23 protein-coding genes are annotated in these 25,852 nt (G+C 41.7%); 9 read left to right on the forward strand and 14 right to left on the reverse strand.

Annotated features, from left to right (window positions below; all coding sequences use genetic code 11):
* The first annotated feature begins 59 nt into the window (after positions 1–59).
* Both SporoP8_RS04865 and SporoP8_RS04870 read left to right on the forward strand, forming a co-directional pair.
* Positions 60–575, forward strand: coding sequence for a hypothetical protein (locus tag SporoP8_RS04865; RefSeq protein ID WP_085131475.1), 516 nt, complete (start codon positions 60–62; stop codon positions 573–575).
* 25 nt (positions 576–600) lie between these two features.
* Positions 601–1,236, forward strand: coding sequence for a hypothetical protein (locus SporoP8_RS04870; protein ID WP_085131476.1), 636 nt, complete (start codon positions 601–603; stop codon positions 1,234–1,236).
* A 171-nt stretch (positions 1,237–1,407) separates the two neighbouring features.
* On the opposite strand, the gene SporoP8_RS04875 is transcribed toward SporoP8_RS04870, so the two are convergent.
* The 4 genes from SporoP8_RS04875 to SporoP8_RS04890 all read right to left on the reverse strand — a co-directional run bounded on the left by SporoP8_RS04875 (position 1,408) and on the right by SporoP8_RS04890 (position 4,889).
* A complete protein-coding gene (locus SporoP8_RS04875; protein WP_085131477.1) occupies positions 1,408–2,094 on the reverse strand; it encodes a DNA alkylation repair protein in 687 nt (228 codons plus the stop codon).
* Positions 2,095–2,118: 24 nt separating this feature from the next.
* A complete protein-coding gene (locus tag SporoP8_RS04880; protein ID WP_085131478.1) occupies positions 2,119–2,532 on the reverse strand; it encodes a CotY/CotZ family spore coat protein in 414 nt (137 codons plus the stop codon).
* Between the two features lie 107 nt (positions 2,533–2,639).
* Entirely contained in the window at positions 2,640–3,659 is a 1,020-nt protein-coding gene (locus SporoP8_RS04885) for a YheC/YheD family endospore coat-associated protein (protein ID WP_085131479.1), read from the reverse strand.
* Positions 3,660–3,665: 6 nt separating this feature from the next.
* Positions 3,666–4,889: an ATP-grasp domain-containing protein gene (locus SporoP8_RS04890; protein WP_085131480.1), complete on the reverse strand. Its 1,224-nt coding sequence runs from the start codon at positions 4,887–4,889 to the stop codon at positions 3,666–3,668.
* 313 nt (positions 4,890–5,202) lie between these two features.
* On the opposite strand from SporoP8_RS04890, the gene SporoP8_RS04895 reads away from it, so the two are divergent.
* The 3 genes from SporoP8_RS04895 (at position 5,203) to SporoP8_RS04905 (ending at position 8,900) form a co-directional block, all read left to right on the forward strand.
* Complete coding sequence (locus tag SporoP8_RS04895) at positions 5,203–6,603, forward strand: FAD-binding oxidoreductase (protein WP_085131481.1); 1,401 nt, start codon at positions 5,203–5,205, stop codon at positions 6,601–6,603.
* The gene (locus tag SporoP8_RS04900; protein WP_085131482.1) at positions 6,600–7,580 is read left to right on the forward strand and encodes a bile acid:sodium symporter family protein; all 981 of its coding nucleotides are present in this window, start codon (positions 6,600–6,602) and stop codon (positions 7,578–7,580) included. Before SporoP8_RS04895 ends, SporoP8_RS04900 begins: the two co-directional genes overlap by 4 nt.
* A 186-nt stretch (positions 7,581–7,766) precedes the next feature.
* Positions 7,767–8,900 carry a CapA family protein gene (locus SporoP8_RS04905; protein ID WP_085131483.1) on the forward strand — a complete coding sequence of 378 codons (1,134 nt, stop codon included), beginning with the start codon at positions 7,767–7,769 and terminating at the stop codon, positions 8,898–8,900.
* A gap of 66 nt (positions 8,901–8,966) precedes the next feature.
* Here SporoP8_RS04905 and SporoP8_RS04910 read toward each other — a convergent pair whose 3' ends face one another.
* Complete coding sequence (locus tag SporoP8_RS04910) at positions 8,967–9,539, reverse strand: SCO family protein (RefSeq protein WP_085131484.1); 573 nt, start codon at positions 9,537–9,539, stop codon at positions 8,967–8,969.
* A 359-nt stretch (positions 9,540–9,898) separates the two neighbouring features.
* On the opposite strand from SporoP8_RS04910, the gene SporoP8_RS04915 reads away from it, so the two are divergent.
* Together SporoP8_RS04915 and SporoP8_RS04920 are read left to right on the forward strand one after the other, a co-directional pair.
* Complete coding sequence (locus SporoP8_RS04915) at positions 9,899–10,702, forward strand: gluconate 2-dehydrogenase subunit 3 family protein (RefSeq protein ID WP_085131485.1); 804 nt, start codon at positions 9,899–9,901, stop codon at positions 10,700–10,702.
* A 26-nt stretch (positions 10,703–10,728) separates the two neighbouring features.
* The gene (locus tag SporoP8_RS04920) at positions 10,729–12,483 is read left to right on the forward strand and encodes a GMC family oxidoreductase (RefSeq protein WP_085131486.1); all 1,755 of its coding nucleotides are present in this window, start codon (positions 10,729–10,731) and stop codon (positions 12,481–12,483) included.
* 89 nt (positions 12,484–12,572) lie between these two features.
* Here SporoP8_RS04920 and SporoP8_RS04925 read toward each other — a convergent pair whose 3' ends face one another.
* The 8 genes from SporoP8_RS04925 to SporoP8_RS04960 all read right to left on the reverse strand — a co-directional run bounded on the left by SporoP8_RS04925 (position 12,573) and on the right by SporoP8_RS04960 (position 20,711).
* Complete coding sequence (locus SporoP8_RS04925; protein ID WP_085131487.1) at positions 12,573–13,052, reverse strand: OsmC family protein; 480 nt, start codon at positions 13,050–13,052, stop codon at positions 12,573–12,575.
* 560 nt (positions 13,053–13,612) lie between these two features.
* A complete protein-coding gene (locus tag SporoP8_RS04930) occupies positions 13,613–14,005 on the reverse strand; it encodes a hypothetical protein (protein WP_085131488.1) in 393 nt (130 codons plus the stop codon).
* Between the two features lie 420 nt (positions 14,006–14,425).
* Positions 14,426–15,502 carry a S26 family signal peptidase gene (locus SporoP8_RS04935; protein WP_085131489.1) on the reverse strand — a complete coding sequence of 359 codons (1,077 nt, stop codon included), beginning with the start codon at positions 15,500–15,502 and terminating at the stop codon, positions 14,426–14,428.
* Complete coding sequence (locus SporoP8_RS04940) at positions 15,495–15,995, reverse strand: sigma-70 family RNA polymerase sigma factor (protein ID WP_085131490.1); 501 nt, start codon at positions 15,993–15,995, stop codon at positions 15,495–15,497. Before SporoP8_RS04940 ends, SporoP8_RS04935 begins: the two co-directional genes overlap by 8 nt.
* Positions 15,996–16,014: 19 nt before the next feature.
* Positions 16,015–17,304: a polysaccharide deacetylase family protein gene (locus SporoP8_RS04945; RefSeq protein ID WP_085131491.1), complete on the reverse strand. Its 1,290-nt coding sequence runs from the start codon at positions 17,302–17,304 to the stop codon at positions 16,015–16,017.
* A 204-nt stretch (positions 17,305–17,508) separates the two neighbouring features.
* Positions 17,509–18,081, reverse strand: a complete 573-nt coding sequence (locus SporoP8_RS04950) for an SCO family protein (RefSeq protein ID WP_085131492.1) — start codon at positions 18,079–18,081, stop codon at positions 17,509–17,511.
* A 69-nt stretch (positions 18,082–18,150) separates the two neighbouring features.
* Positions 18,151–19,911, reverse strand: a complete 1,761-nt coding sequence (locus SporoP8_RS04955) for a GMC family oxidoreductase (protein WP_085131493.1) — start codon at positions 19,909–19,911, stop codon at positions 18,151–18,153.
* 23 nt (positions 19,912–19,934) lie between these two features.
* On the reverse strand, positions 19,935–20,711 hold the full coding sequence (locus SporoP8_RS04960) for a gluconate 2-dehydrogenase subunit 3 family protein (RefSeq protein WP_085131494.1): 777 nt from the start codon (positions 20,709–20,711) through the stop codon (positions 19,935–19,937).
* 390 nt (positions 20,712–21,101) lie between these two features.
* Here SporoP8_RS04960 and SporoP8_RS04965 point away from each other — a divergent pair, with 390 nt between their 5' ends.
* On the forward strand, positions 21,102–21,542 hold the full coding sequence (locus SporoP8_RS04965; RefSeq protein ID WP_085131495.1) for a cell wall hydrolase: 441 nt from the start codon (positions 21,102–21,104) through the stop codon (positions 21,540–21,542).
* 169 nt (positions 21,543–21,711) lie between these two features.
* A complete protein-coding gene (locus tag SporoP8_RS04970) occupies positions 21,712–24,297 on the forward strand; it encodes a CBS domain-containing protein (protein ID WP_085131496.1) in 2,586 nt (861 codons plus the stop codon).
* Positions 24,298–24,375: 78 nt separating this feature from the next.
* Here SporoP8_RS04970 and SporoP8_RS16620 read toward each other — a convergent pair whose 3' ends face one another.
* A complete protein-coding gene (locus tag SporoP8_RS16620; RefSeq protein WP_198166072.1) occupies positions 24,376–25,710 on the reverse strand; it encodes a hypothetical protein in 1,335 nt (444 codons plus the stop codon).
* Between the last annotated feature and the right edge of the window lie 142 nt (positions 25,711–25,852).

Below are 25,852 nucleotides of genomic sequence, written 5' to 3' on the forward strand. Positions count from 1 at the left end.
AAGGTCAAATAACCAACAGACTGCATATGATAAAACGAATAGAAAAGGAGGCGTAATAGTTGAATCCACAAGATGAATTTATGGGGTATCCGCACTTTACAGATTCATGGCAAGGTGCTGACCCGCAAGGCTTCTCCACAGCGCAATCGTTTTCTTCATGGCAACCTTGGTTTCCGGGGATGCAAGGACCTCAAAGTTTCCCAGGTATGCAATGGTTTCCGAGTATGCCCGGCTTCCCTGCATCACCTAGTTTTCCACAGCAACCGAATTTCCCTGGACATCAGCCAAGTCGGCCAGGGAATCCAGCCGGTCAGGCAGCTGCTCCTACTTCCCCGCCACCGAATCAAATCCCGAGCTATCCAGAATTTCAGACGTTTGCGGTTGATCCGGGTGCCATAGCAGGTTGTTTGTATCGCTTTACGTATGTATGGACTTCACGACGTAATGGATTCTGGTTTTATCCAACATTTGTCGGTCGACAATCCGTCGCAGGGTTTCAGTGGAATCCACGCAGATTCCGCTGGGAGTATATAGGCATTGATTTGCAACGTATTGATCAGTTTCGTTGTGTGTAATGAGTCTAAATGAAGGAGTGATAGTTTGAATCAGCAAGACGAAGGCATGTGGTATCCGAAGCTACCTGACGGATATCCAAGTCAGCAGAATGAAGCACACCATCAACAGTATCGTCCGCCATATGGCCAACAACAGCAGGGGTGGCCAGGTGGGTATCCAGGATATCCACCACCAAATCAACAAAACCCGCAATGGCCTCCTAGTTATCCAGGTCACCAACAAGGGTATCCACCGCAGCATCAACCGGGTTATCCAAGTTATCCAAGTTCCCCTCATCAACCGGCTTATCCAGGACACCCTGCGTTTCCCGGACATCCAGGTCAGCAAGGATATCCAGGACATCATCAACAGCATGGGAACCACGGACATCATCAAGGACAGCCAGGAGGTCATCCACAGCAAAGTGCACCGACTTCCGCTCCTCCCAATCAAATACCGAGCTATCCGGATGCCCAACTACGCGCAGTGGATCCGGGCGGCATAGCAGGTTGCTTGTATCGGTATACGTATGTATGGACTTCACGAAACAAAGGGTTCTGGTACTACCCGACATTCGTCGGTAGAACTTCGATCGCAGGATATCGATGGGATCCACGTCAGTACCGCTGGGAGTATTATGGATTAGACTTGCAGAAGATCGATTCATTCAGGTGTATGTGAACTGAAATGTAGTGATTCGAAAGCGTTCTAAGAGAAGCCTGACGATTTGTCAGGTTTCTCTTATTTTTCATCCATCTCCAAATACCTTCTTTATACTTTACGACCGGAACAAAGGCTCTTTAAACATGCAGTTTACATAGCTAAAAACCTAGTCACAAGACTAGGCTTTTGTTAGCGCCTTTTCATACTGCGGATCACTTTCTTCATTTCTTGGTCCACGCGCGTCGATTCCGTGATTTTCTGTAATGCTTTATTATACGTAAACAAATCCAATGAATTTCTCCCAGCTAAATAACTCATTGTGGGGTCAGGCAACTTCACAAAACAACTAGACAATGCCCAAGCCACTGCCATTTTGACGTAATAGCCTTCATGTTGCACGCGATCTAGCAAACCGAGTACTCTGTCGATATAGTCGGGTTCACTATAATAAATGAGCAGCATCACAATACCGAAGCGAAGTTCATATTCTTTCTCAGAATGTACATACGGTTGAAGAAATGACCAAACACGTTCCTTATTTTGCTTAGTGAATTTCAACCCCGAACAAAAACTGTCGCATACGGACCAATTATCTATTTTCGGAACAAATTTCGCTACATATAGTAAGAGCTCTTCCACGTCCGCTGTAACGTAACCAATTACTAAGCCTTGTAACATCACTTCTTCAAAATACTCATCATTCGCTGTCTGTAAATACGCTCGCCAATCATCTTTTGCAATCCTTTTTGCAAGTTTACGAAGTTCCGGCATTCGCACTCCAAGAATAGTATCGTTTGTCGGTATGAGTGCAGAGGAAAACTTCTGATAGTCTGTATCTATTTGATCAAAGATTTGTTTCCTGATGATATCGTGCATATAAAATCTCCTAGTAGTTTGTATTTATTTTTTCGGTTCAATAGTGGGTAATTTTTTATCAACTAGCTTAGGGGGAAGTGCTGTGATGGTGCAAAAACAATTGATATTGACTATAATACAGCTTTTCGTCTTCTTGAGGGAGTAAAGTTCTTCGCAAGTGTCTACTGGATTGCCTTCCATATCGACTGGTTCCAATAAAGTTAAGGTTGCACAGCATGTATCCATATCGAATTTTTCCAATCTGAAATAAGGGGTCTTCATGCATTTATAATGGGCACTGAATGGTGTTTGTAATTCGCAATCATGAAGTGTAAAGGGTATCGTATCGTAGACAGGAAACGAACAGACATATTGAAATCCTTGACTGAATGTAGCCATCAATTCTTGTTCTTCCAGTAATCTCTTCATCGCAACACAAATTACACTAGGAGTCGTCATCGTTTTTCTTCCTTCCCTTCATATATACGTATCTACTATATATATGACAAGGCCGATAGAATGGTTGGGTGCGGTCATGCGTTCATTGATCATGTTTGGAATATACATTAGGTCGGTTTATTTTGCTTGGCAACATATACAGCATAGGGAACTAAGTTCTTTGCTATAGTAAATGCAAGTTCCTCATTTCCTGGTCTCCAATTCACTTCGAATATCCAAAGCTTATTATTTTCGTCGACACCTATATCAATGCCAAGCTCATCAAATTCTATGTCAAAAGTACTTTCGAATTCATTGGTAAAACGTTCAGCAAACTTCTCTAAAGTCTGTCTCATATTCCTTCGTTCATCGCCAAATTCTCTTTCTAAAAACGATCTAAGCGTCCCCATACTGCCGCCACGTGAAAGATTACTAGTCACTCTGTCCATTGTACCGATCCGCGGATAAATAATCGAAATCATCCATTTTCCTTCTCCGTTTTTCTGCACATGTAGTCTGAAATCATATGGATTGCCATCTTTAGTACGGCAGGATATATACGGCTGGACCAAATAGTCTTGCCCACTGATTAAATCTTGAAGATCGGAAATAAGTTGTTTTCGATTTGTGGTTGTCTTCTCTGTATCGACGATCTTATGGAAATGCTCTCCATCTTGCTCGACGAACCAAATCCCCCTTCCTTGACTGCCGGATACTGGTTTGATAATCACTTTTTTATATTTTTTCATAGCCTCCAACACGTCTTTAGGTTGCTCGATCCGGATCGATGGAATTAGATAGTCCACAAATTCTGGCATTTTACTAATCCTTCTATAGACACTCATTTTATTGCCGACTGAGTGTGAAGTGAAAGGAACGATCTTACTTAATTTAATATAGACGTCCATTTCCTCATCGGTCTTCATCCCGCATGCATTGTATATGACATCCGGAAACTTCATTTCTTTTTCAACCCACTCGCCTTGTTCATATACATAACCTGAAATGACTTTCTTCTCAAAATTCACGCCTTGTGGTGAAAAGTAGTAAAAATTCACGCCTTCCATTTTAGCGACAGCTGCCCAGGCAAAAGCTTTATCTACTCTGCTCGGGTGTTTCCTTGAATGCAACATCGCCACTGTAATCATCTGTTCTCACTCCTCATTAGATTCTATATAAAACTTAATATTCTTCGCAGCATGCAAAGCGTTTCGTTTCGCTTTTGATGCTGTTTCGCCAGAAGCGATAACATAGCCATACCGACTTCCCATCGAAATAGGTGGTGTCATGAATGTCCCTTTACGTGGTTTCACGTAGACTTCGCGCACACCTTCATGCTTCTTTGCATAATTCTTCCCTGTCACTTTCAACAGCGTGCCATACGCGTTGACGGTAATATAATGCGTATAAATATGGTTTTCGTGCTTTCTTTTCAAATTTATTTCTTCACCCATACATAGTTTCAATGTCTCTTCCATTAAATTAATACCATATGCCTCTTCTATCATGCGATTCATGGCGCCACCCGATATTCGTGGATTCAACTCAATCAACTTCCAGGTATCCCTGACATATCGTAACTCAAGGTGACAGGCTACATTTTTTGCTCCAAGGTCGTTGCAGATAGATTCCACTGCCTTAATAAGCTTGGCGTATAGGTTTCTCTCTAGTGATAGCTGAATTTCATAACCAGTAATGATAAACTTCAAATCTTTTTGGATATCCTGTTTAATTACCGCAACTGGATGGAGTTCCCCCTCAACTACCACTAGTTCAACCAAATACTGTGGGCCATCCAAATACTCTTCAATGACAATTTGCTGGTTAGGATTTGCTTTCAACATACTCTTCATGACACGAGTCATTTCCTTTCGATCTTCAACGAGATACACATCTCTAGATGCTTTTGAAAATGGCGATTTGACGATCAGAGGAAATGTCTCTTGCTCACTGATGAACTGCTTCAAATCCGTCGATGGTTCAAAAATCATAAAATTGGGTGTCGCTTCGTTTGTAGCCAATGCGGTCCTAGTTAATGCTTTGTCCTCCATTTTCAGATAGGCATCAGCAGAAATTTTCGAATGACAAAATTCATTTGCTAGATGAGCGGTCATCGATACAAACGGATCCACGAAACTGAAAATCCCCTTCAGTTTGAATCCCAACTTCTGTATTGCGTGAATATGTTCCCGGATCGTTTCTTCCGTTATGCTGTCCATGTGAATCATTTGCGTAACTTCCGGAAACTCTTCTCTTTGATCGATAAATCTCGCATTTTCGGTTAACAACACGGTGGCATAGCCTAACCTTTCTGCAGCTTTTATCGCCTCCCTGCTCGAACCACTTTTCGTAGTTTCCACAAACAAAATAGTATTCATTTCACACACTCCTTAGCCAAAGCCTGTTAATCATTTGTATGTGTTAATAAAAATACAAACAAAACAGTCAGTTATTTTTGCGTTCTTTTATTCATATGATTGGTTACTGCTAGTCAGATAGGCCTTCGAACATGCGTGAATATAGTTTTTATGCTCGTGAAACATTGAATAAAAAGAGCAAGATAAGTAAAATACCATTGAATAATTCAGATTAGTAAGTATAATAGTATAATGTCAGTTAAAATAGTTTAAAAATTCTAATCAGTGGAACTACTTTCAACATAATTCATTGATCAGTAAGGAGAGAACACCTATGACAGCGACTACTGAAAATATCGTCCAGTCTTTGCAAGAAGTATTAACCGAAGAACAAGTGACCATTAATGACACCGTGCGTGAACTTCACGGAAAAGATGAGTCTTACCATACAATGAAATTACCAGATATTGTCGTGTTCCCTTCTTGTACGGAAGATGTCAGCAAGATTATGCGCCTATCGAAAGAACTAAACGTAGCCGTCATACCGTTCGGACTCGGCTCAAGCCTAGAAGGTAGTGTCATTCCGGATAGTGGTGGAATCACGATCGACTTTTCAAACATGAACGCGATTCTAGACGTACGGGCAGAAGATTTTCTCGTTACGGTACAACCAGGCGTCACGCGTACTCAATTAAATAAAGAACTGAAGAAACATGGATTGTTTTTCTCTGTCGATCCAGGGGCAGATGCGACACTTGGCGGTATGGCGGCAACGAATGCTAGCGGCACGACTTCCGTCAAGTACGGTGTCATGCGCGATCAAGTTCGCGATCTCGAAGTGGTCTTGGCAGATGGTACGGTCATCCATACCGGCAACAAAGCGGCTAAATCTGCATCTGGACTTCATTTAAATGGATTATTTGTTGGCTCAGAAGGAACACTAGGTTGCTTCACGGAGCTGACATTACGCGTCTATGGTATTCCTGAATTCACAACAGCCGCTCGTGCATCGTTCCCTACCGTTCATGATGCAGTGGAAGCAGTCGTTTCTATCTTGCAAGCAGGCATTCCGATTGCGCGGGTAGAATTGGTGGATGAGCCATCTATTAAACAAGCGAATATCTTCAGTGAAACGAATTATCAAGAAAAACCCACATTATTCTTGGAATTCCATGGCAATGAAGCAGGGTTACAGCAAGATGTCGAATTCACGAAAGAAATCGTTGCAGATCATCAGTGCACGGATATCGAATTTGAAACAGACAACGCCGAACGCAATCGACTATGGGAAGCCCGTCACAATCTGGCCTATGCCTATATTCATGGAAATCCCGGCAAAAAACTAATGGTCACTGACGTCTGTCTACCGATTTCAGAACTGGCTGACGCGGTCAATCATGCACGTGAAGTAGTCGAGTCACTTGAAATGCCGGGTGGAATTGTCGGCCATGTAGGCGATGGCAACTTCCACGTCTTGCTGATGATGAATATGAATGATCCAGCAGAACTGGCGAAAGCCGATGAACTAAACGAAAAAATCGTTCGCTATGCACTGGAGCGTGGCGGTACTTGTACCGGAGAGCACGGCGTCGGAATCGGCAAACAGAAATACCAGCAAGAAGAACATGGCGCTGCACTTCTGGTCATGCAGAAAATCAAGCGAGCACTCGATCCGGATAACTTACTCAATCCAAACAAGATTTTCCATTTAGATTCTGAGGTGATGAAACCATGAAGACACTTGAAGCAATCGGCTCAATCGCTGGAAAGTACTTTGCATTTTGGGTCATTCTAGTCGCTGTGATTGCGTTCATGTTCCCGACTCCTTTTCTCGGACTAGGTGCATACATCACGATTTTACTCGGCGTTGTCATGTTCGGCATGGGACTGACGTTACGTGCGGTGGACTTCAAAATCATTTTGACCAATCCGTTACCCGTGATCATTGGTGTAGCCGCTCAATTTATTGTCATGCCATTGGCTGCATTCGGACTTGCCTATTTATTGAAACTACCACCTGAACTAGCAGCCGGTCTTGTATTGCTTGGATCTGTTCCAGGAGGTACCGCTTCAAATGTCATGGTCTATTTAGCAAAAGGAAATCTCGCATTATCTGTTGCGATGACATCCCTCTCTACTCTATTAGCACCACTTATCACGCCGCTATTATTACTATTGTTAGCTGGACAGTGGCTACCGGTGGATGCGTTGTCGATGTTCAAGTCAATCGTACAAGTCATCATCATTCCCATTGCGTTAGGACTACTCATCCAACGATTCTTCCCAAGAGGAGTTGCGAAAAGTGTAACCGTCGTACCGATTATTTCAGTTGTTGCGATTCTCATCATTGTCGCTGCGGTTACTTCCGCAAACGCAGGCAACGTCGCAAGCTCAGGTCTAATCGTATTTATCGCCGTGTTCTTGCATAACGGGATCGGATTACTTCTTGGGTATTTGATTGCACTGGGGCTTGGATTGAACGAAAACGACAGACGAGCCATTTCACTTGAAGTGGGCATGCAAAACTCCGGACTGGGCGTAGCGCTTGCGACTGCGCACTTCGGACCCCTTGCTGCACTTCCAAGTGTATGGGGTGCGATCTGGCATAATATCTCGGGTCCAATTCTTGCGACAATCTGGTCGAAGAAGCCAACGAAGGATATCGAGGAACCGGAAGTTTTGATTCAAGCAAAAGCAAAAGTCAATGTATAGTAAACTGAAAATGCCAGACTTCGATGTCTTTGTCGAAGTCTGGCATTTTCTATCTATAAATAAAGAAAAAATTATTTTGTTGTTTTATTTGTAAAAATTAATTGTTTACTATTCTACTAGTATGCTATCGTTAGTTTTTGGAGACGTACTAGGAAAAGCAATTATAGATTTGGAGAGATTATTGTAATGAGAAAATGGCTTGTTGCTTCTTTGGCTTTTGTCTGGATTATAGGTGGCGTGATTTTGTGGAGCGATTGGAATAATAGAGAGCAAACATTATCTGCCAAAGCCGATGTAATAGCACAAAAAAATGCAGTAGACGGTACATCTGAAAAAATGAATAAAGTAGAACCAGATCAAAAATTAGAAGAAACGATTATTCATACGGCAACAATCGGTATGGTTGGCGATATATTATTACATAATCCAATTTACACGTATCCTCACTTCGATTTTGCATTCGAAGCGGTAAAAGAGAAGATGACCAGTATTGATTTTCTCTTGGCAAATCAGGAATCTATGCCTGGCGGTGTGGAACTTGGTTTATCTACCTATCCAAAGTTCAACAGTCCAAAACATATACTCCCCGCTTTACAAAATGTTGGCGTCGATATGGTTTCATTCGCCAACAATCACACGTTCGACAAAGGGGAAAATGGTGTGCGCAAGGCGATTGAACATGCGCAACAATATGGCATGCAGTATGTAGGTGCTTATGAATCTTTTAAAGACCGCAAGACTCAACGAATTGTCGAAGTGAACGGCATCAAAATCGGAGTGCTCGCCTATACATACGGTACAAATGTAGAGATAGATTTGCATGACAAAGAGTACTTGGTGAACTACATCGATCGTGATCGAATGGAAAATGAAATCCAACAGATGAAGCCAATGGTAGACGTGACGATCGTATCGCTGCATTGGGGTCCTGAGTATCATCTCGAAACGTCCGAAGATCAAGCAGAGCTCGCGCAATTCGTTTCGGATGCGGGTGCTGACGTGCTGTTCGGACATCACCCACATGTTCTACAACGCTATGGAGAAGTCGGACATACCAAAGTGTTCTTCTCGCTCGGCAATTTCTATTCTGCCCAACCGTTCGATTATACGAACTTCGGCGGAATCGCCAGACTGTCTGTAACGAAAGAACAAACGGGTGGGCAAAAGACTGTCACTATCGAAGATCCACGCTTTTTCCCGACTGGCGTCATCAAAGATCAAAATAAGCGCTTTAAAGTCGTACCACTTAACAAAGCCCATTCCACCATTCATTACACTGAAGAATGGGTGGAAAACCATGTCGGTGTACCGAAATGGTAACGAGATAAAACAAATAACGCCTTTCTAATCAATCGATTAGAAAGGCGTTATTTGTTATGTACCTCATTATTTACTTAACACGGTCTTTACATCTTTTATCAACAATTCATTCTCAGTTTCTGTTAGACCATCGTATCTTTTCACAATTTCACCATCAGGATTAATTAAATAAAAATAATAGCTATGCGCACGTTGATCTAATGCTCCACTTTCCAATATAGAAAGGAATGTGTTTCTCGATAATTCCTGAATCGTTTTAAAATCATAACCTGTCAAAAAACTCATCGTACGGAGATCGGCTCCAAAATCTGCAGCATAGTTCCTTAATACTTCTGGTGTATCATTTTCGGGATCTATACCAAATGAAACAATACGAGGTTCCAAACCATCTTCCTTTAATTTTTCTTGAATACCGACCATATTAGCGGTCGTTCTTGGGCATACTGTGATGCAGTTGGTATAGGAGAAATAGGCAATCCACCAATCACCCTTTAAATCCTTCAAGCCAAGCGGTTCGTTGTCTTGTGTAGTAAATTCAAAGTCCGGCATCGTTTGGGACATATTCGTTTCGATCTTATTATTGCAGCCGCTTAGTATAAGAATCATGGTCAAGAAAATAACAGCAAATTTTACTTTCATAAATATCCTCCCTCTTTTGTATGTCGCAAAAAATAAAGTGATTCTTCTGCAACGGCCTACTGTGTAGTATTGCACGTTTACTACAATCATGTTAAGTCTTAAATAATTGTATCATCTTTATTCCAACTTGACGCACGTGATCCATTTCACTCGAATCATAATAGATAATGGCACTGTATTACAGTCTACTACTTCTTCACTTACTAAATCAAAAAACTTAAAAGAAATATGATAAAAGAATATATTGTTGTCTAAATAGGATAAATAAGGGCAGGATAAATAAGGATAACGTATGGAAATGACTACATGTTCTATGTACTAATCAATGAAAAAATTTTTATGTATATGGAGGGGTTAAAATGGCGGATCAACAACCACCCAAAGACGTAAATGGAAAACCACAACACGAGCAAGACTTGGGACGGAGAAATTTCTTGAAAAATACCGGACTCGTTGCTGGTGGACTCGTCGGAGGATCTATTTTCGGGGGTCTACTCACAGGCGGTTTGGATAAGAAAAATGACAACATAGCGAAAAATGATAGCAATAAAGGTATCGAAGTAACGCAAGCACGTCAATTCTTCACGCGTCATCAAGATTTTAAAGTATTAAATGCAGCAACAGAACAAATTTTACCTGAGGACGAACTCGGTCCTGGCGCCATTAAGTTAGGTGTCCCTTATTATATTGACAAACAATTAGCAGGACGCTGGGGTGTCAACGCATACGACTATCGACAGGCTCCCTATGCAATTGATTTGAAAGCAGCCGATCAAACGGCAGGGCCTGGCGGAGAACAATCGATTTTGGATCGTGGCATGATCTTCTTGCTAGGTCTTCGTAAAATGGACGAAGAAAGTCAAAAGCGTTTCGAAGTTACTTTTGACAAAGCAACCGAAGAGCAACAAATAGAAATCATGACGGACTTCGAGGCAAACAAAGTGAAAATGAAAGGCGTAAAAGCTTCAGAGTATTTCATTTTGTTAAAACAAGCGACATTAGAAGGCGCTTATTGTGATCCATTGTACGGCGGCAATATCAATATGGAAGGATGGAAAATGAAAGAATTTCCGGGCGCTGTGGCTTCTTACGCTAACTATATTGAATCAGATGATTTTGCAAAGCTGGATCCCGTCAGTCTGCGAGATTACCAAGGGCATTAAAATAGAAACCGTAAGGAGGATATAAAATGGTAAAACAACTTAAAAAGGTAGATGCGGTTATCGTAGGTTCAGGATGGGTCGGTGGAATTGCAGCAGCGGAACTGACGAAAGCAGGATATAATGTAGTGATATTAGAACGAGGGAAAAACAAAAAGCATGAAGACTATATCGGTACGAAAGATGAGTTACGCTATTCTAAGCGATATGATCTCATGCAAGAATTGAATAAGGATACAATTACTTCACGTAACTCCATGAGTAAGGAAGCAATACCCGTTCGGAATAATATGAACGCACGTCTTGGAAATCATACTGGAGGCGCAGGTGTTCACTGGAACGGGATAGCTTTCCGCTGGTTGCCATATGATTTCGAAATTTATAGTAAGACTGTAGAGCGCTATGGTAAAGATAAAATCCCTAAAGAATCGACCATGCAGGATTGGGGGATTACATATGATGAGCTCGAACCGTATTATGATCAATATGAAAAAACAGCTGCCATCTCAGGCGAAGAAAACCCAATTGGTCCTCCACGGTCTGATAAGTATCCTAATCCTCCTATGAAGGAAACGCCGAATATTCGTCTATTCACAAAAGCAACGAAAGCTCTTGGTTATCATCCCTATCGTATCCCTTCAGCTAATGCTTCACAAACATACACCAACCCTGATGGTGAAACGATCAATGGTTGCGTATACTGTGCATTTTGTGAAGAGTATGGTTGTGACTTCGGAGCGAAAGCGGATCCGATCGGTACGGTACTCAAGACGGCACATAAAACAGGTAAGATGGAAATTCGTAATGATGCGTTCGTGAATCGAGTAAGCCACGATGGAAAGAAAGCGAACGGATTAATCTATACCGATACCACGACTGGTGAAGAATTCGAACAACTAGCAGATATCGTAGTACTTGCAGGTTTCGTCTTTACGAATACGAAGTTGCTGTTACACTCTAAAATCGGGCAACCCTACGATCCGAAAACAGGACAAGGCATCATCGGCAAGAACTTCACAGGCCACTTCAACAACTTGTCAACGTATATTGGCGCTCGTGGATTCTTCGAAGACAAGAAGTTCAATAATTTCATGGGTGCTGGCGGGATGGGTGCGACGATCGATGATTTCAGTGGGGACAATGAAGATCACACGAACCTAGACTTCTTGCATGGCTATGAAGTGCACTACAGTCAGCTTGGTTCACGTCCTATTGCCAATAACGCAGTTCCATATGATACACCTGGTTGGGGTAAAGAATTTAAAAAGAATTCAATAAAATATTATAATCGTAATCTATTCATCACACCACAAAGTGGCTTCTTGCCGAACAAGAATACGTATATGGATTTGGACCCAATATATAAAGATGCACTCGGTAATCCACTTCTTCGTGTCACCGTTGAATATGCAAAACAGGACATCGCACGTGCGAAAGCAGGCGTCGCACGTTGTGAAGAGATCATGAAAGAAATGGGCGCAGACAAAATGAACGTCGATGTGGTGAAAGACGATACTGTATTTGACCATAAATTCTATACGGATCACTTCTTCGGTGGTGCCATTATGGGAGCTTCTCCTAAAAACTCCGCAGTCAACACCTACTCACAAATGTGGGATATGGAAAACCTATTCGTAGTAGGCGGGTCCTCATTCCCGCATAACAGTAATTACAACCCTACCGTTACGATTGGCGCATTCGCTTATCGTGCAGCCGAAGGAATGATTAAATTCTTAAAAGAAGGCGGCAATGTAGCTGTAAAACCACTTGAAAAGAACGCTTAATTTTACTAACTACATACGCCATCACCATGTCTGAATTGACAAGGTGATGGCGTATTTTTTGTGTAAGAATACATCATAACTCTATGAAGTCACTTAATATGCAATATAACTTCTTCTTTCAAACTGGATAAAATCGGTGAACGTTCAACTGCAGTAGCCGCGATTTCAGCCAGTTGTCCTTTATTCGTAGTGGACTCAGCCGATAAAACGATCATCGGTTTCATAATGCCGCTATTGCCGCTTTGAATTCCTAGAAACGGCGCTTTATCGCATACGCCAGTGAAAACGATTTCCGCTCGATCTACAGTCACTCCTTGATTATACGCTTCCAAATGGAATGTAACACCGAAACTAGTAGTTGCTGCAGCGATTAATAATTCAATCGGCATGACTTGTTTTTCTCCTGGCTTCGCAATGCCTTCCAGATCAATTTCCTGTAGATCTTTCGTTTCAAGTGACATCATTTCCCCTACTACATACTGGCTTGTCCCTTGCCATTCACTAATTGCGAGTGACGGATCTTGCTCTATCAATTTCTTCATTATATTCATAATTTTTGTTGTGCTCATATTTTAATGCCTCCAGATTGTTCTCATGGTGTCTATTATACATGTATAACATTGATTTGCTAATAAGGTATGCATTGCGCTTTATCGATTGTCTAGTGATAGGATAACAAATTTCTAGTACTAACAAGAAGTATAGAACTTAAACTTATGACGTGTTGTCTGTTACTACATAATCTATGTATGTGATGATGAGCCTCATCAAGACTGTAGCACATCTCGCTTGATAAACTGATCCATCAAATGTCATAGCTGACTCCTCCTTTGTACACTATATAGAGTCAGAAAGAGAAAAGAATACAGCGTGTGGAAATATTTTTTCCACACGCACTATATCTTTTTTTGTAGTGTGTTTAAGTTCTTAGGTTATTGCTAGTAGCAAAATCGTCTCTTGGAGTGGAACAAAACGTTCGCTTGAAGAGATTGGTTTACTCTTCTCGTCATACCTACTTGAACAGTCGCTGTTTCAATTTCTATAGTTAATAATTTTATCAATAAAAACAGTAGACAAATTTCATTAAAATTTTGTCTACCGTTTGAATATTTCTTTATTTTTTTATAATTTATTTTTGGAACATGCTTTCAATCAATTCTTCCATATCTTCCGCAGCATGCAGTTCTTTCGACTGAAGGGCGTCGAGCTCACCGCTCTCCATCGCTTCCACGCTGAACTTCTCCGTCTTCTCTTCTACACAATGGACGAATACCGTATAGGCTTCTTTTAGTTCATTGCCTTCTGTTTCAAAGGCATTTGGAACTTCCAACGCATTCATGTCTGCGAGGATCTGCTTGAACTCTTCCACTTTAACTAGCCATTGTTCTTTCATTGCGGGTATATCCAGCTCTTGTTTCGAAATGAATTGTTCGGAAATGCCTTCATACTCTTCTGACGCTATGATTAAGCGTTCGTGTAATCCAATAATTTTCTGTAAATAATCTTTTCTACTGAGTGCCATAGTATCATCTCCTAGTATGAGTATACTCGTTTAGTATTTCATCATACATCTCCCAATGCAAAGAGGAAAGTCTAGACACTTGTTCGGTACTTTTCAACATTGAAATGCTTGTCTTTTGACCAACGATAACGAATTCTGTTTCTGCATCACTAGTCTTCTATTTCACCCATTATGTATACACACCAGACCGGCTCTATATAGCGAGCGGTTGGTTGACGGCTTATGCAAAACAGCTGCCGGTCTGGTATGTTTTCTATTTCTTGCTTCGATAGTGCTTCCCATTGTTCTTGCTCATGTTACATATAATGAAAACCAGGCTGGCTCTATAAGCGAGCGGTTGGTTGACGGCTTGTGCTGAACAGGTGCCAACCTGGTTTGCGTGAAAATGTATGCATCACCTCCTTTACAGTGTATAAGACATTATTCCTCCACTATCCATTGCCCGGAGCTTGCATCCCTTCCCATAGTGAACACTTGCTCCACGACGCCTTCACGTCCATATTGATAACGAATTTCTACTTTATCATCGGCAATCGGAATGGCTCGACGATACGCTGCCTCCAGGAAAAGCTCTCCAATTCGGCTTGATTGTGCAAATACCGAAGACTCAGGCAACTTATCCAATCCTGTAAGCTGGTCGTATAAATATAAATCAAAGTACTGCTCGGCTGTATAGTCGCTTTTGAGCTGATCTGTCAGATAATCTATATAGATAGAGTCGGTTTTTTCTTCGGTTGCCACACCAATCAGTTTGCCGTAAATCTTGTGTATAGGTGTGATGGTCGCTCCTTGCACAGTGTCTTTTGCCGGGAAATGATTTAATAATAAGTATTCCCGGGCATTTAACAACTGGTCATAGCCACCCGCAATCGTTACATTTTGCTCCTTATATCGATCCATTAGTTCGGATGATACCTCGTTACCGTTGACTTTTAGTTTGCCGTTTTGCAGTACAACTCGATCTCCAGGAACCGCAACGACTTCATAATAGACACCCGCATACGTCGGTAAGTGGCTATTCGTATTCGTAAATGTGCGTACCACATCTCCCGGATCATAGACGGAGGCATCATACAAGTCTGCCTTACGTTCTATCACTGGATGATACGTATCGGGGCTCCACTGTAGTGAAAAGGAATCGTCATCAACATATAATAGACCGTCTACTTTCTTTACTACAGGTAATGAAGAAAATTCTTCGTAATCTATAGTGGATAGTTGATCTTTCTTTTGTAAAGCAGAAATTAACGCCATGTCGTCAAGCGGATCATACGGCGTTCCTGGACCTTGATCAGAAGAGAATTGATTATCTGACACTAGATTAAACACTAGCAACAAAGCCACTACCGGTAGTGCTGCGGTGACCAGCAGCGCTTGCCAAGAAAACCGTCTCCTTTGCGAAGGTTGAAGGGTTTCATGTACCCGCTGTTTGATTCGTCGTTCCTGTTCCGTCGTATCTCCCATCATCTGGTCCAGTTTTTGTTTAAAATCATTCATAGGTTTCTACCTCCTCTTTCACAAAGAATTCCTTAAGTTGCAACTTGGCTCTTCGTAATCTAGTCTTGACAGTATTTTCATTGAGCCCAAGAAATTCCGCGATCTCCGCAATTGATTGTTCGTCATAATAATATAGCAGTAATGGCTCGCGGTATTTCAAAGGCAGCTGGAATAAATGCTTTTCAAGTGAAGCCAGTTGTTCTTTCTCCAATAGTTGTTGTTCCGAGCTTTTGGAAGATACAAAAATCGTCTCGAACACCACATCTTTTTTATGCTTCCAGGAGCGCAAATAATCTTTTGCACGATTAGCAGTCATTTTGGTTAAGTACGTTTTAATAGACGCTTCATTACGGAACTGGTCACTCTTCTGGAAATACGTAACGAAGACTTCTTGTACGACATCTTCCGCAGTTGACCAGTTTTTCACGTATAAATAAGCGATACGCACTAAATAACGCGAATGCTCATTCATGATTTGATCCATTTCATTCATTTGGGCTAGTCACTCTCTTCTATGGCCATCTCATGTCTCCGTCAACATACGTTGCAAAATCCTTAAATGACCTTTTTTCTGTCATGCCAAAGCGGTTCACTTCATAATTGGATCGATCCATATTGGCATATCCTTCGACTGTTGTGTAGCCGATCAGTAATCCTACTTCTTTCGCTGCCGCAATGAACTCTTCATTATATTGTCCATAGGGATAAGCGATGGAAAGCGCTGAAGGCACGTGTTGTAAATTTTTCTGTAAGTCTTCAATGATTTCTTCTTCTGTATGTTCGAATACTAAACCTGCACCACTTTCTCTACCTAGTTCATGCAATGCACATGTGTGGGCTTCGAACTGAAATACATCTTTCATTTCGTTTAGGTCTTCCACATTCAAATACTTCAGTAGGCCTCCCCCGTCAAATGCCGGACCGCCTTTTTCTCTATCCATACGAGATGAAATAATATGTTGAGACGAAGTAAAGCCATATTGTTTCAAGATAGGATAGGCGTATTCTTTAGATGACAATAAACCATCATCAAATGTAATAATCAACGCTTTCGCTGGCACAACGAGTCGGCCTTCCAAATAATCATATAATTGTTGTGAAGTCAAAGTCGTAAATTGCTCATCTGCCAAATATGCCATCTGCTTTTCAAAGCTTTCAAGTGAAATCGTGCTGATCTCCGTTTTCATCTCTTTACGGGGGAGCACTTGGTGATACAGCAGTACCGGTAAGCCTTCATCCATTTCTACTGAAGGTTTATGGATATAACCAGCGCGCTCACCCACTTTGATGAGATACCAGTCTTTATCTTCCTCTATAACAGGATAGCGATAGCCTTTTCTTAATTGGATGAGAACATCACTTTCAAGATTCGCTTCCGTATAGACAGGTGTTGGTTGAGCCGTTTTTACAGCACCCAATCGTTCTGTATGTAAAGGAGTTTTCATCACATGCTTTTCTACTTTTGCCTGACCTTTACGAATGAAGGCTGGCATCTTACCTACTCGAATTTCGTAATATTCCTCATCTTCTCCTACGAGCGCAACCGGTTGATTGGCTTGCAGTTCACCAATTTGCTTTAAGTTCTCTTGCTTCATAAAAATCGGTTGAGTGTTTGTCAGCGTCAATACCTGATCAAATTCTTTTTCTGTAATGAATGGTTTACTTTGTATCGTTTCTGCAAAAGCTGTCGCTGATTGCTCATGGAACAATGGTACTTCATTCAAATTCCACTTGGCTTCATTTCCCATTATAAATAACAGTAAGCTCGCAAGTAACAGCAGACAACTATATATTTTCTTCATGTGAATCCCCCTATTATCATTTGCGCACCGTATAGACGGAGGATTCCTGAAAAAGTTTCAAAAATATTTTAGTAAGTTTTTTGACGATGCTTGTTGTTCAGAACCAATGTGACTTTCCAAAGCCCTTCTATTTCTTCACGTGAAAAAGCACTCTTTCGCTCTTAGTAGAACGAAAGACTGCCTTCTGATTGCATACACGGAACTCTACTTCCCTAAAACTTTCTTCACATCCGCCACCAGCAACTCATTATCTGTATCGCTCATACCGTTATACTGCTTCACAATCTCTCCGTCAGGATTAATCAAATAAAAGAAAAAGCTATGTGATCGCTGGTCAAGCGCTCCTTTTTCCAGCATGGCTTTAAACGTAGTAACCGATAAATCTCGTATTTCTTCAAAATCATAACCAGTTAAAAACGTCATCGTCTGTAGATCAGCACCATAGTCTTTTGCATATTCTCGTAAAACTTCCGGTGTATCATTTTCCGGATCGATGCTGAATGAAATGATAGGAGGTGTTAAACCTTCACTTTTTAATGCTTCCTGAATACCAACCATATTAGCAGTGGTCCTCGGGCAAACGGTCGTGCAATGTGTATAGGAGAAATAAGAAATCCACCAATCACCAGTCAAGTCAGCCAAGCCTAGTTTATTTTCATCTTGCGTAGTGTATTCAAAATCTGGTATTTTCTCTGACCTATTCGTTTCGATGGTATGATTGCAGGCACTCAGTAAAAGGACGGCTGCCAGTAGGAGTAGGACGGCTCGTATGTTCATAGGCATATTACCTCGCTTTAGTATGTATGAAAGAAAGGAGAGAGGTAATCCCTCTCTCCTTTTGTAGTATTATGCTTTTGCTGTTTCCTTTTCTTTAACTAACTGGCCTCCGCCAGTCTCTAAAAACTTGATCATACCTTCTGCGGCACGGTAAGCTAGTGCGCCAACTGTCGCTGTTGGATTGGAACTACCCATAAGTGGGAATGAAGAAGCCCCCACTACGAATAAATTGTCCATGTCCCATACTTGTGAATAATTGTTTACAGCAGACGTTTCGGGACGATCCCCCATGACTACACCGCCACCTGTATGGTCAGATAATGACGACTTATCAAACTCTGTTTCCTCTGTAATTTCAGGAATCGTAATATGGTCTGCGCCCATTTGTTCCAGTAACTCTTTCGCTCTTTGATGCGCATATCGTACAATGTTTCGGTCTTGATCATGGAACTTGCTCGTGACGCGCAGTAATGGATCACCGAACATATCTTTGTACGTCGGATCCAAGTCCATATAGTTTTCTCGCCAAGCAAGGGCACCGTTTTGTTGCTGAACATCTATACGACGGTTCGCATAGAAAATAGACTTGTCTTTAAATTCTTTCCCCCAAGATGGAACGTCTGCAGGAACATGGTTATTCGTAATCGGTCGATCTCCTCTTTGAGATGTCCGCAAACAGAAACCATGCAAGAAATCGAGTTTCGTATGATCAAGTTGCTCCACATTGAAATCATCCAATGTCACGCCGAGCGCACCGGTACCTGCATAGCGATTGAATTTCTTCTCATCAAAGAATCCACGGACACGCGTATGCGTCAAGTTGCGCTGGTGAGCAGTCAAGTGGCTACCGATCACGCCTGTTCCATCTTTCGGATTGTATGGCTTGCCAATTTCAGATAACAGCATGAGGCGAGTATTCGTGAAGGTAAATCCGGCAACCACGACGATATCTGCCGGTTGAATGAACTCTTCTCCTGTTTCTGTGTCTACATATTTAATACCAACTGCTTTGCCATTTTCATGTACAATCCGAACCGCATACGAATTATTACGCAACTCATAATTACCACTTTTATGTGCTGTAGCTAAAACCGTAACAATCGGATCTGCTTTCGCTCCGAAGTCACAACCGAACGCTTCACAAAATGCACAGTACACACATCCGTTAATCGTCTCACCGTCAGGGTTAGTATACGTCTCAGATATGTTAGCAGAAGGAATACGATACGGATGATAGCCCAAATCTTTTGCCGCTTTCGTAAAGGTACGAATGATATCCGTTTCTTTCATCGGCGGTGTCGGGTATTCATCCGAACGCTGACCCGGTCGCAATGGATCTGGTTCACCTGAGATGCCGGCAGTTTTTTCAAACTGATCGTAATACTTCTCCAGCTCATCATATGTAATACCCCAATCTTGGAGTTGCATATCTTTCGGGATGATTTTTTCTCCATATTTTTCTACCGTTTTCGTATGGAATTCGAAATCCGTTGGAAGCCAACGATATACCATGCCGTTCCAGTGAACACCTGAACCGCCAGTAGCCGTACCATTGATCGCATTTGTATCGTTACTGCGGTTTGGTGTCGCCGTTTCGTCTAGCGTATTACGAATCGTCAACGTTTCTTTATTCAATTCTTGGAACATGAGCTTCCGCACATCGTAGCGAAGTTCATCCTTCGCGCCAACGAAATCTTCTCGTTTTTGCGCTTTCCCTCTTTCTAAACCTACTACTTTATATCCTTTTTTCGTTAATTCAGCTGCCGCAATACCGCCTGCCCAGCCTGAACCGACGATGACTGCATCTACTTTATCTAATGTTTTTACCATTCTTTTCTCCCCTTTCTTGTAGTTTATTTAGGTTGGTAATCTGTAAGGCTCACTTGATCCATTTTCACGAACTTATCTTCTTCTATCATATGGGCATACGATGCGATGGCGCCTGGATATTCTTTCATTTTCCAGCCTTTCATATCTCGATTGCCTCCGTACAATGGATCACAATACGCGCCTTCAAGCGTAGTAGAACGCAACAAATTAAAGAATCCTTTCGAACTAATACCTTTGATTTCCACTTTGTCATCTGCAAAATCCGTCATAATTTCTAATTGCTGATCTTCCGTCGCTTTAACAAAATTAGTATCAAATCGTTTTAGACTCTCGACATCCATTGTTCGTAATCCATTAATGAAAATCTGGCCACGATCGAGACTAGAGTCTGCAGCCGAAGCTTTAGAACCTATAAAAGGACCTTGTCTGTAATCGCCTACATTGGATCCATAAGGACCTGCCAACTGTTTGTCAATATAATACGGAACGCCTAATTCTATCGCTCCAGGACCGTTATGATCTTCAGGGAAAATCCGCTCCACTGCCTGCTCCAAAATAGCGAAATCGGCAATACGAGTGAAGTACATACGCGCTTCTTCATAGCGCTTCTCTTTCACGCTTTCCTTAGTCGCAGTGGAAGTCGAATTATTATTTTTCGATCGACTGCTAAACAGACCTCCAAGCAATGCACCACCGGCTACACCTCCGACAGCAATTCCTGTGTTCTTGACGAAACTGCGGCGTCCCGGATCAGAAACTTCGTTCGTATTCTTCGGGTTATTCGAATTATTATCAGCCATTAGCTTGTCCTCCTTTAATAGGTAAATAGTTCAACACTACACTAGCGATCCATACTGAAATATATGCGCAATCAGTAAAATAATGAATGCGTTTACACTGAGGCGTTCATTATGTATTTGTTGACAACGCTAGTAGAAAACAGAACACTCCACTCTCTAGTAGATCAAATAGAAAATACTCCGCTTACTAAACGGACTGTTCTATGCATAGTGTAAATCTTAAGTCCTGACTTTTCAAACTATTAACCTTTTTTCAATTATTATTGAAAATAAGCCTATCATCTAGTCAGGCATAGATCCGTATTTTTGCTTCAAAGTTCTTCAGTCGATAGTTCTCCAAATGTAACATCATTTCCACTTGTTCTCATACACTATAATGAGGTGAAAAATATGGCGAGAGTCAAATACCGAGATTCAGATGTCGATTTAATGGCTAGAATGATGAGAGCCGAAGCCGAAGCCGAAGGAAATCAAGGAATGTTATATGTCGGAAATGTCATCGTCAATCGTGCAGTAGCCGATTGTCTGGACTTCAATGATGTACGGTCCATATATGATGTCATTTTCCAAATACAAGGGAATAATTATTCATTTGAAGCGGTTCAAAAAGGAAACTTATTTTATCAACGTGCAAGAGAATCTGAAAAGAAATTAGCTAGAAGGAATTTAACTAATTGGCGAGAACATCCGGCTCACTATGCGCTATGGTACTTCAATCCCTATGGTCCCTGCCCGCCCACTTGGTATGATCAACCGTTTACAGGGCAGTTTAAAAACCATTGTTTCTATGAACCGCTACCCGGAACTTGTGACAGTGTGTACATGGGATAATGTAAATACCCTTGACTAGACTCGATTGAACATTTTAGTTGAAGATGATAAACTGGTCCTATGAATACAATCGAACGTAAAAAGTAACCACCTTCCACTGGGTCAGGGTAGAAGGTGGTTACTTTTCTATTTACTACACTGAATAGCTTTTACATAGGAGGTATTACTCGTGCAAATTATTACATCACACGTCAATACAGACTTCGACGCACTCGCTTCGATGATTGCTGCAAAAAAATTGTATCCAGATGCACAGCTAATTATTTCAGATAAGCTCGAAAGCCGCGTACAACGTTTTTTAAATATGTACCGGGATGTCTTCGACTTTGTGCCGAGCGCTCGAGTGAACTGGGAACAAGTGACGGAAATGATTATCGTCGATGTCGCATCTTTATCTAGAATAGGTAAACTTCCTGACGATTTCGATGCATCCACGCGCAAAATCATCGTCTACGACCATCACCAACAAGGCGAAAACGACGTGCAGTCTGATAAAGGCAACGTGGAATTAACCGGCGCTGCAGTCACGTTACTTATTGAAGAAATACGCAAACAAAATATAGCTATTTCCAGCTTTGAAGCGTCACTATTTGGACTCGGTCTGTATACAGATACAGGGAATTTTACATATGCAAACACCACAGTACGAGACATGCAGGCAGCTGCCTATTTACTTGAACAAGGAATGAGCCTGGAAATGGTCGCTAGTTTCGCTGAGGAAACATTAACATCCGAACAGCAAGATATATTGGATCAGCTGCTTACACATACAGAAATTCATGAAGTTGACGGTCTCGAGATTGCCATAAGTACACATGAACTGGATCATTTCGTCAACGGCCTTGCCTTAATTACCACAAAAGTTTTAGGAGTCAAAGGTACGGATGCGGTTATTGCTGTCGTTAAAATGAAAAACACAGTATGCGTCGTTGGTCGTGCGAATTCAGAACGAATCACGTTGCAACCCATCCTGAAAAAGCTTGGTGGCGGCGGGCATCAACATGCAGGTTCCGCCACGGTAAAAAAAGGAGATAAAGAAGCAATTCTTGAAGACATCAACAACAGTTTGGAAACGATGCTACGCCCAGCGATTACCGCCAAAGAGTTGATGACTTCTCCTGTTAAAACATTAACTCCCGAGACGACGATTGAAGAAGCTGGCCGTCGTATGTACCGCTACGGACATTCAGGCTACCCTATCGTCGAAAATGGAAAACTAGTCGGACTCATTACTCGACGCGATCTCGATAAAGCGAATCACCATGGACTGGGCCATGCGCCTGTCAAAGCGTATATGACGACTAAACTCTACACAATCGGACCGGATGCTTCACTCGAAGAAATTCAAGAACTCGTCATTGCACACAACATCGGTCGGTTGCCTGTTATTGAGAATGAAGAAATCGTCGGGATTGTGACTCGATCTAATATTATCCAAGTGCTATATAGTGATATGACGGAAAACAAAAAAGCAACAAGTACTCTCTCTTCCAATGACTTGATTGAAAAAATGAAAAAGCAATTATCCGAAGAGGCTTTACAGCAGTTGAAAGAAATCGGAGAAACGGCCAGTCGTATTCATATGCCTGTTTATTTAATTGGCGGGATCGTACGAGATATTTTATTGGACAAGCCAAATTATGACATCGATATTGTAGCGGAAGGTAATGGAATCGAATTGGCGAATCGTATGTTGGAAACACATGGTGGCGACGTCATGGAACATGAAAGCTTTGGTACGGCGACATGGAATACGCCATCCGGTTTATCGATCGATATCGTGTCGTCTCGACTCGAATATTACGAACAGCCTGCCGCTTTACCTGAGATTGAGACATCTGTTCTTGGCGATGATTTGCAGCGACGTGATTTCACGATCAACGCCATGGCCATTCGTCTGAATGCCGAATCATTCGGTGAATTGATTGATCCATTTGGCGGACAAAACGATCTACGCGAGAAGAAAATCAAAATCCTTCATAATATGAGTTTTGTCGAAGACCCTACCCGCATTTTTCGAGCGGTTCGCTTTGAACAACGGTTCGGATTTTCGATGGATGAGCAGACTGAAAAATTGGCACTCGAGTCTATCGACAAAGTAATCCACTTGTCACCACAACGCATTAACGAAGAAATGATCCGTTTATTTACGGAAGGCAGTCCGAAAGAAGTGATCCGACGCCTGTTCAACTTGAATGTTTGGCAACAGTTCGGTGTAAACGAAAAACAGCTAGATGCCTCAGTCGTTACGGCTGAAAGTTTAGAGCAACTTTACAACGAACAAGTACGTAAGATTTCTAATTTAAAGATCGCTGAAAAACCTAGTTGGTTCAATTACTTTTTACTACCATTCTATTGTAATGATAGTTTGTATGCCGCAGAAAAATTCACGTTACGAAAAAACAGGAAAAAACTTTTGGAAGAAGTCATGGCGTTACAAAAACATGAACAATGGAAAGAACCCACACAAACTGGCGACTACCATCTGTTTTTACACGACTTCTCCGACGAAGCCATCTTGTTTATTCTAGTGGCCAATCACGTGCCTTATCTGGAATCTGTTATTGCGTATTTATACAATCGAAACACCCTTCAAAGCTATTTGAACGGTGCCGATTTAGTAAAAGCGGGACTCAAGCCAGGCCCAACCTTTTCTAAGATTTTGCTTCAGTTGGAAGTGAGTCAGCTAAATGGAGAAGTTTCATCGAAAGAGGATGCCGATCAATGGTTGGAAGAGTATTTGTGTACGCTGTAACGAAAAAACGCAAAACACCTGGCAAGCTAGAGTGTCACTCTAACTTGCCAGGTGTTTTTCTCTTACTAAAAAATTCCCTTACTTTGAACCCGCCCTAAATCCTGATTTATCATAACCGTATTTGTCATAACCACTTCGATCATAGCCAAGCTTATTGAAACCTTTTCGGTCATAGCGGTCCGCATCATAGCCCGACTTATCATACCCCTGATCATCCCGGTCCGTTCCATTTCGATGGAGTCCTTGCGGAGTGAAGCCATTGCAGTCGAATCCTTTGGTATCATATTTTGTACCATTGGCATGTTTGCCATCCCGATTAAAACCATAGCGATCATAACCGAATCGGTTGTAGCCTTCTTTATTAAAACCGTTCTTATCATAACCTTGTAGATTAAAACCTTTTTTATCATACCCTTGTCGATTTCGACCATTCTTCCCAAAACCTTCTCGATCGACGCCTGCTTTATTAAAGCCATCTCGATTATAACCTTCTCGGTCTATACCCTGTTTATTGAAACCTTGGGCATCATATCCTTCCGAATCATAACCAAGCGAATTCAAGCCTGATGCATCGTATCCCGCTCGGTCAAAGCCATCACGATTGTAACCGTGCTGATCATAACCTTCTTCATCATACGTCTTTTCACTAATATGTGCGCCATCGCGGGTAAACCCTTCACGATTGTATCCTCTTTTATTGAAACCTTGTGCATCATAGCCTGCTTGATCAAAGCCGTGGTCATCGAACGGACTATTATTTAAATGAACACCTTGAAAATCAAAGCCTTTGCTGTCATACATCGTACCGTTCATATGCTTGCGATCACGATTAAATCCTCGTTTATCATAGCCGAATTTATTATAGCCTTGGCGATTAAAACCGTTCTTATCGTAACCTAGCTTATTAAATCCATCCGTTCCATACCCTTGCGCACTCACACCGTATTTATTGAAACCGTACTTGTCATACCCTTGCTTATTGAAACCCGCACGGTTGAAGCCATGGACGTCATAACCGTCTCTGTTATAGCCATTCTTGTGAAAGCCTTGTCGATTGAAACCATCTACTTTATAGCCTTCTCTGTCATACCCTTGGACGTTATAACCGCTTTTATTATACCCGTCTGCATCATAACCATAACGATCATAACCCGTTCGATCAAAGCCCGCTTTATTATAGCCTGTGGCCCTAAATCCTTCTTTGTCATAGCCTTGATTATTATAGCCGTTTTTGTCAAAGCCCTGTGCATCAAAGCCATACTTATCAAAACCACTGGCATTAAATCCTTGTTCATTAAACCCATGACGATCATAACCAAACTTATTAAAGCCGCGTCTGTCAAAACCTTCACTATTGTAAATTGTCGTATCTCGTTCTATGTTTTTATCTCTTAACGGATCCCCATAATTCATGTCGTACCTCCGCACACTATGTTATCGAATTCACTCTCTCTATGCATCATACTACAAAAAGAGGGTAAACTCACCAAGTTTTGCAAGGTGATCGGTGAAGTGTGGTGATTTAACCCGAACTAGAGAGTATATATATGACTTA

It is taken from the genome of Sporosarcina ureae (assembly GCF_002101375.1).
Taxonomy (GTDB): Bacteria; Bacillota; Bacilli; order Bacillales_A; family Planococcaceae; genus Sporosarcina; species Sporosarcina ureae_B.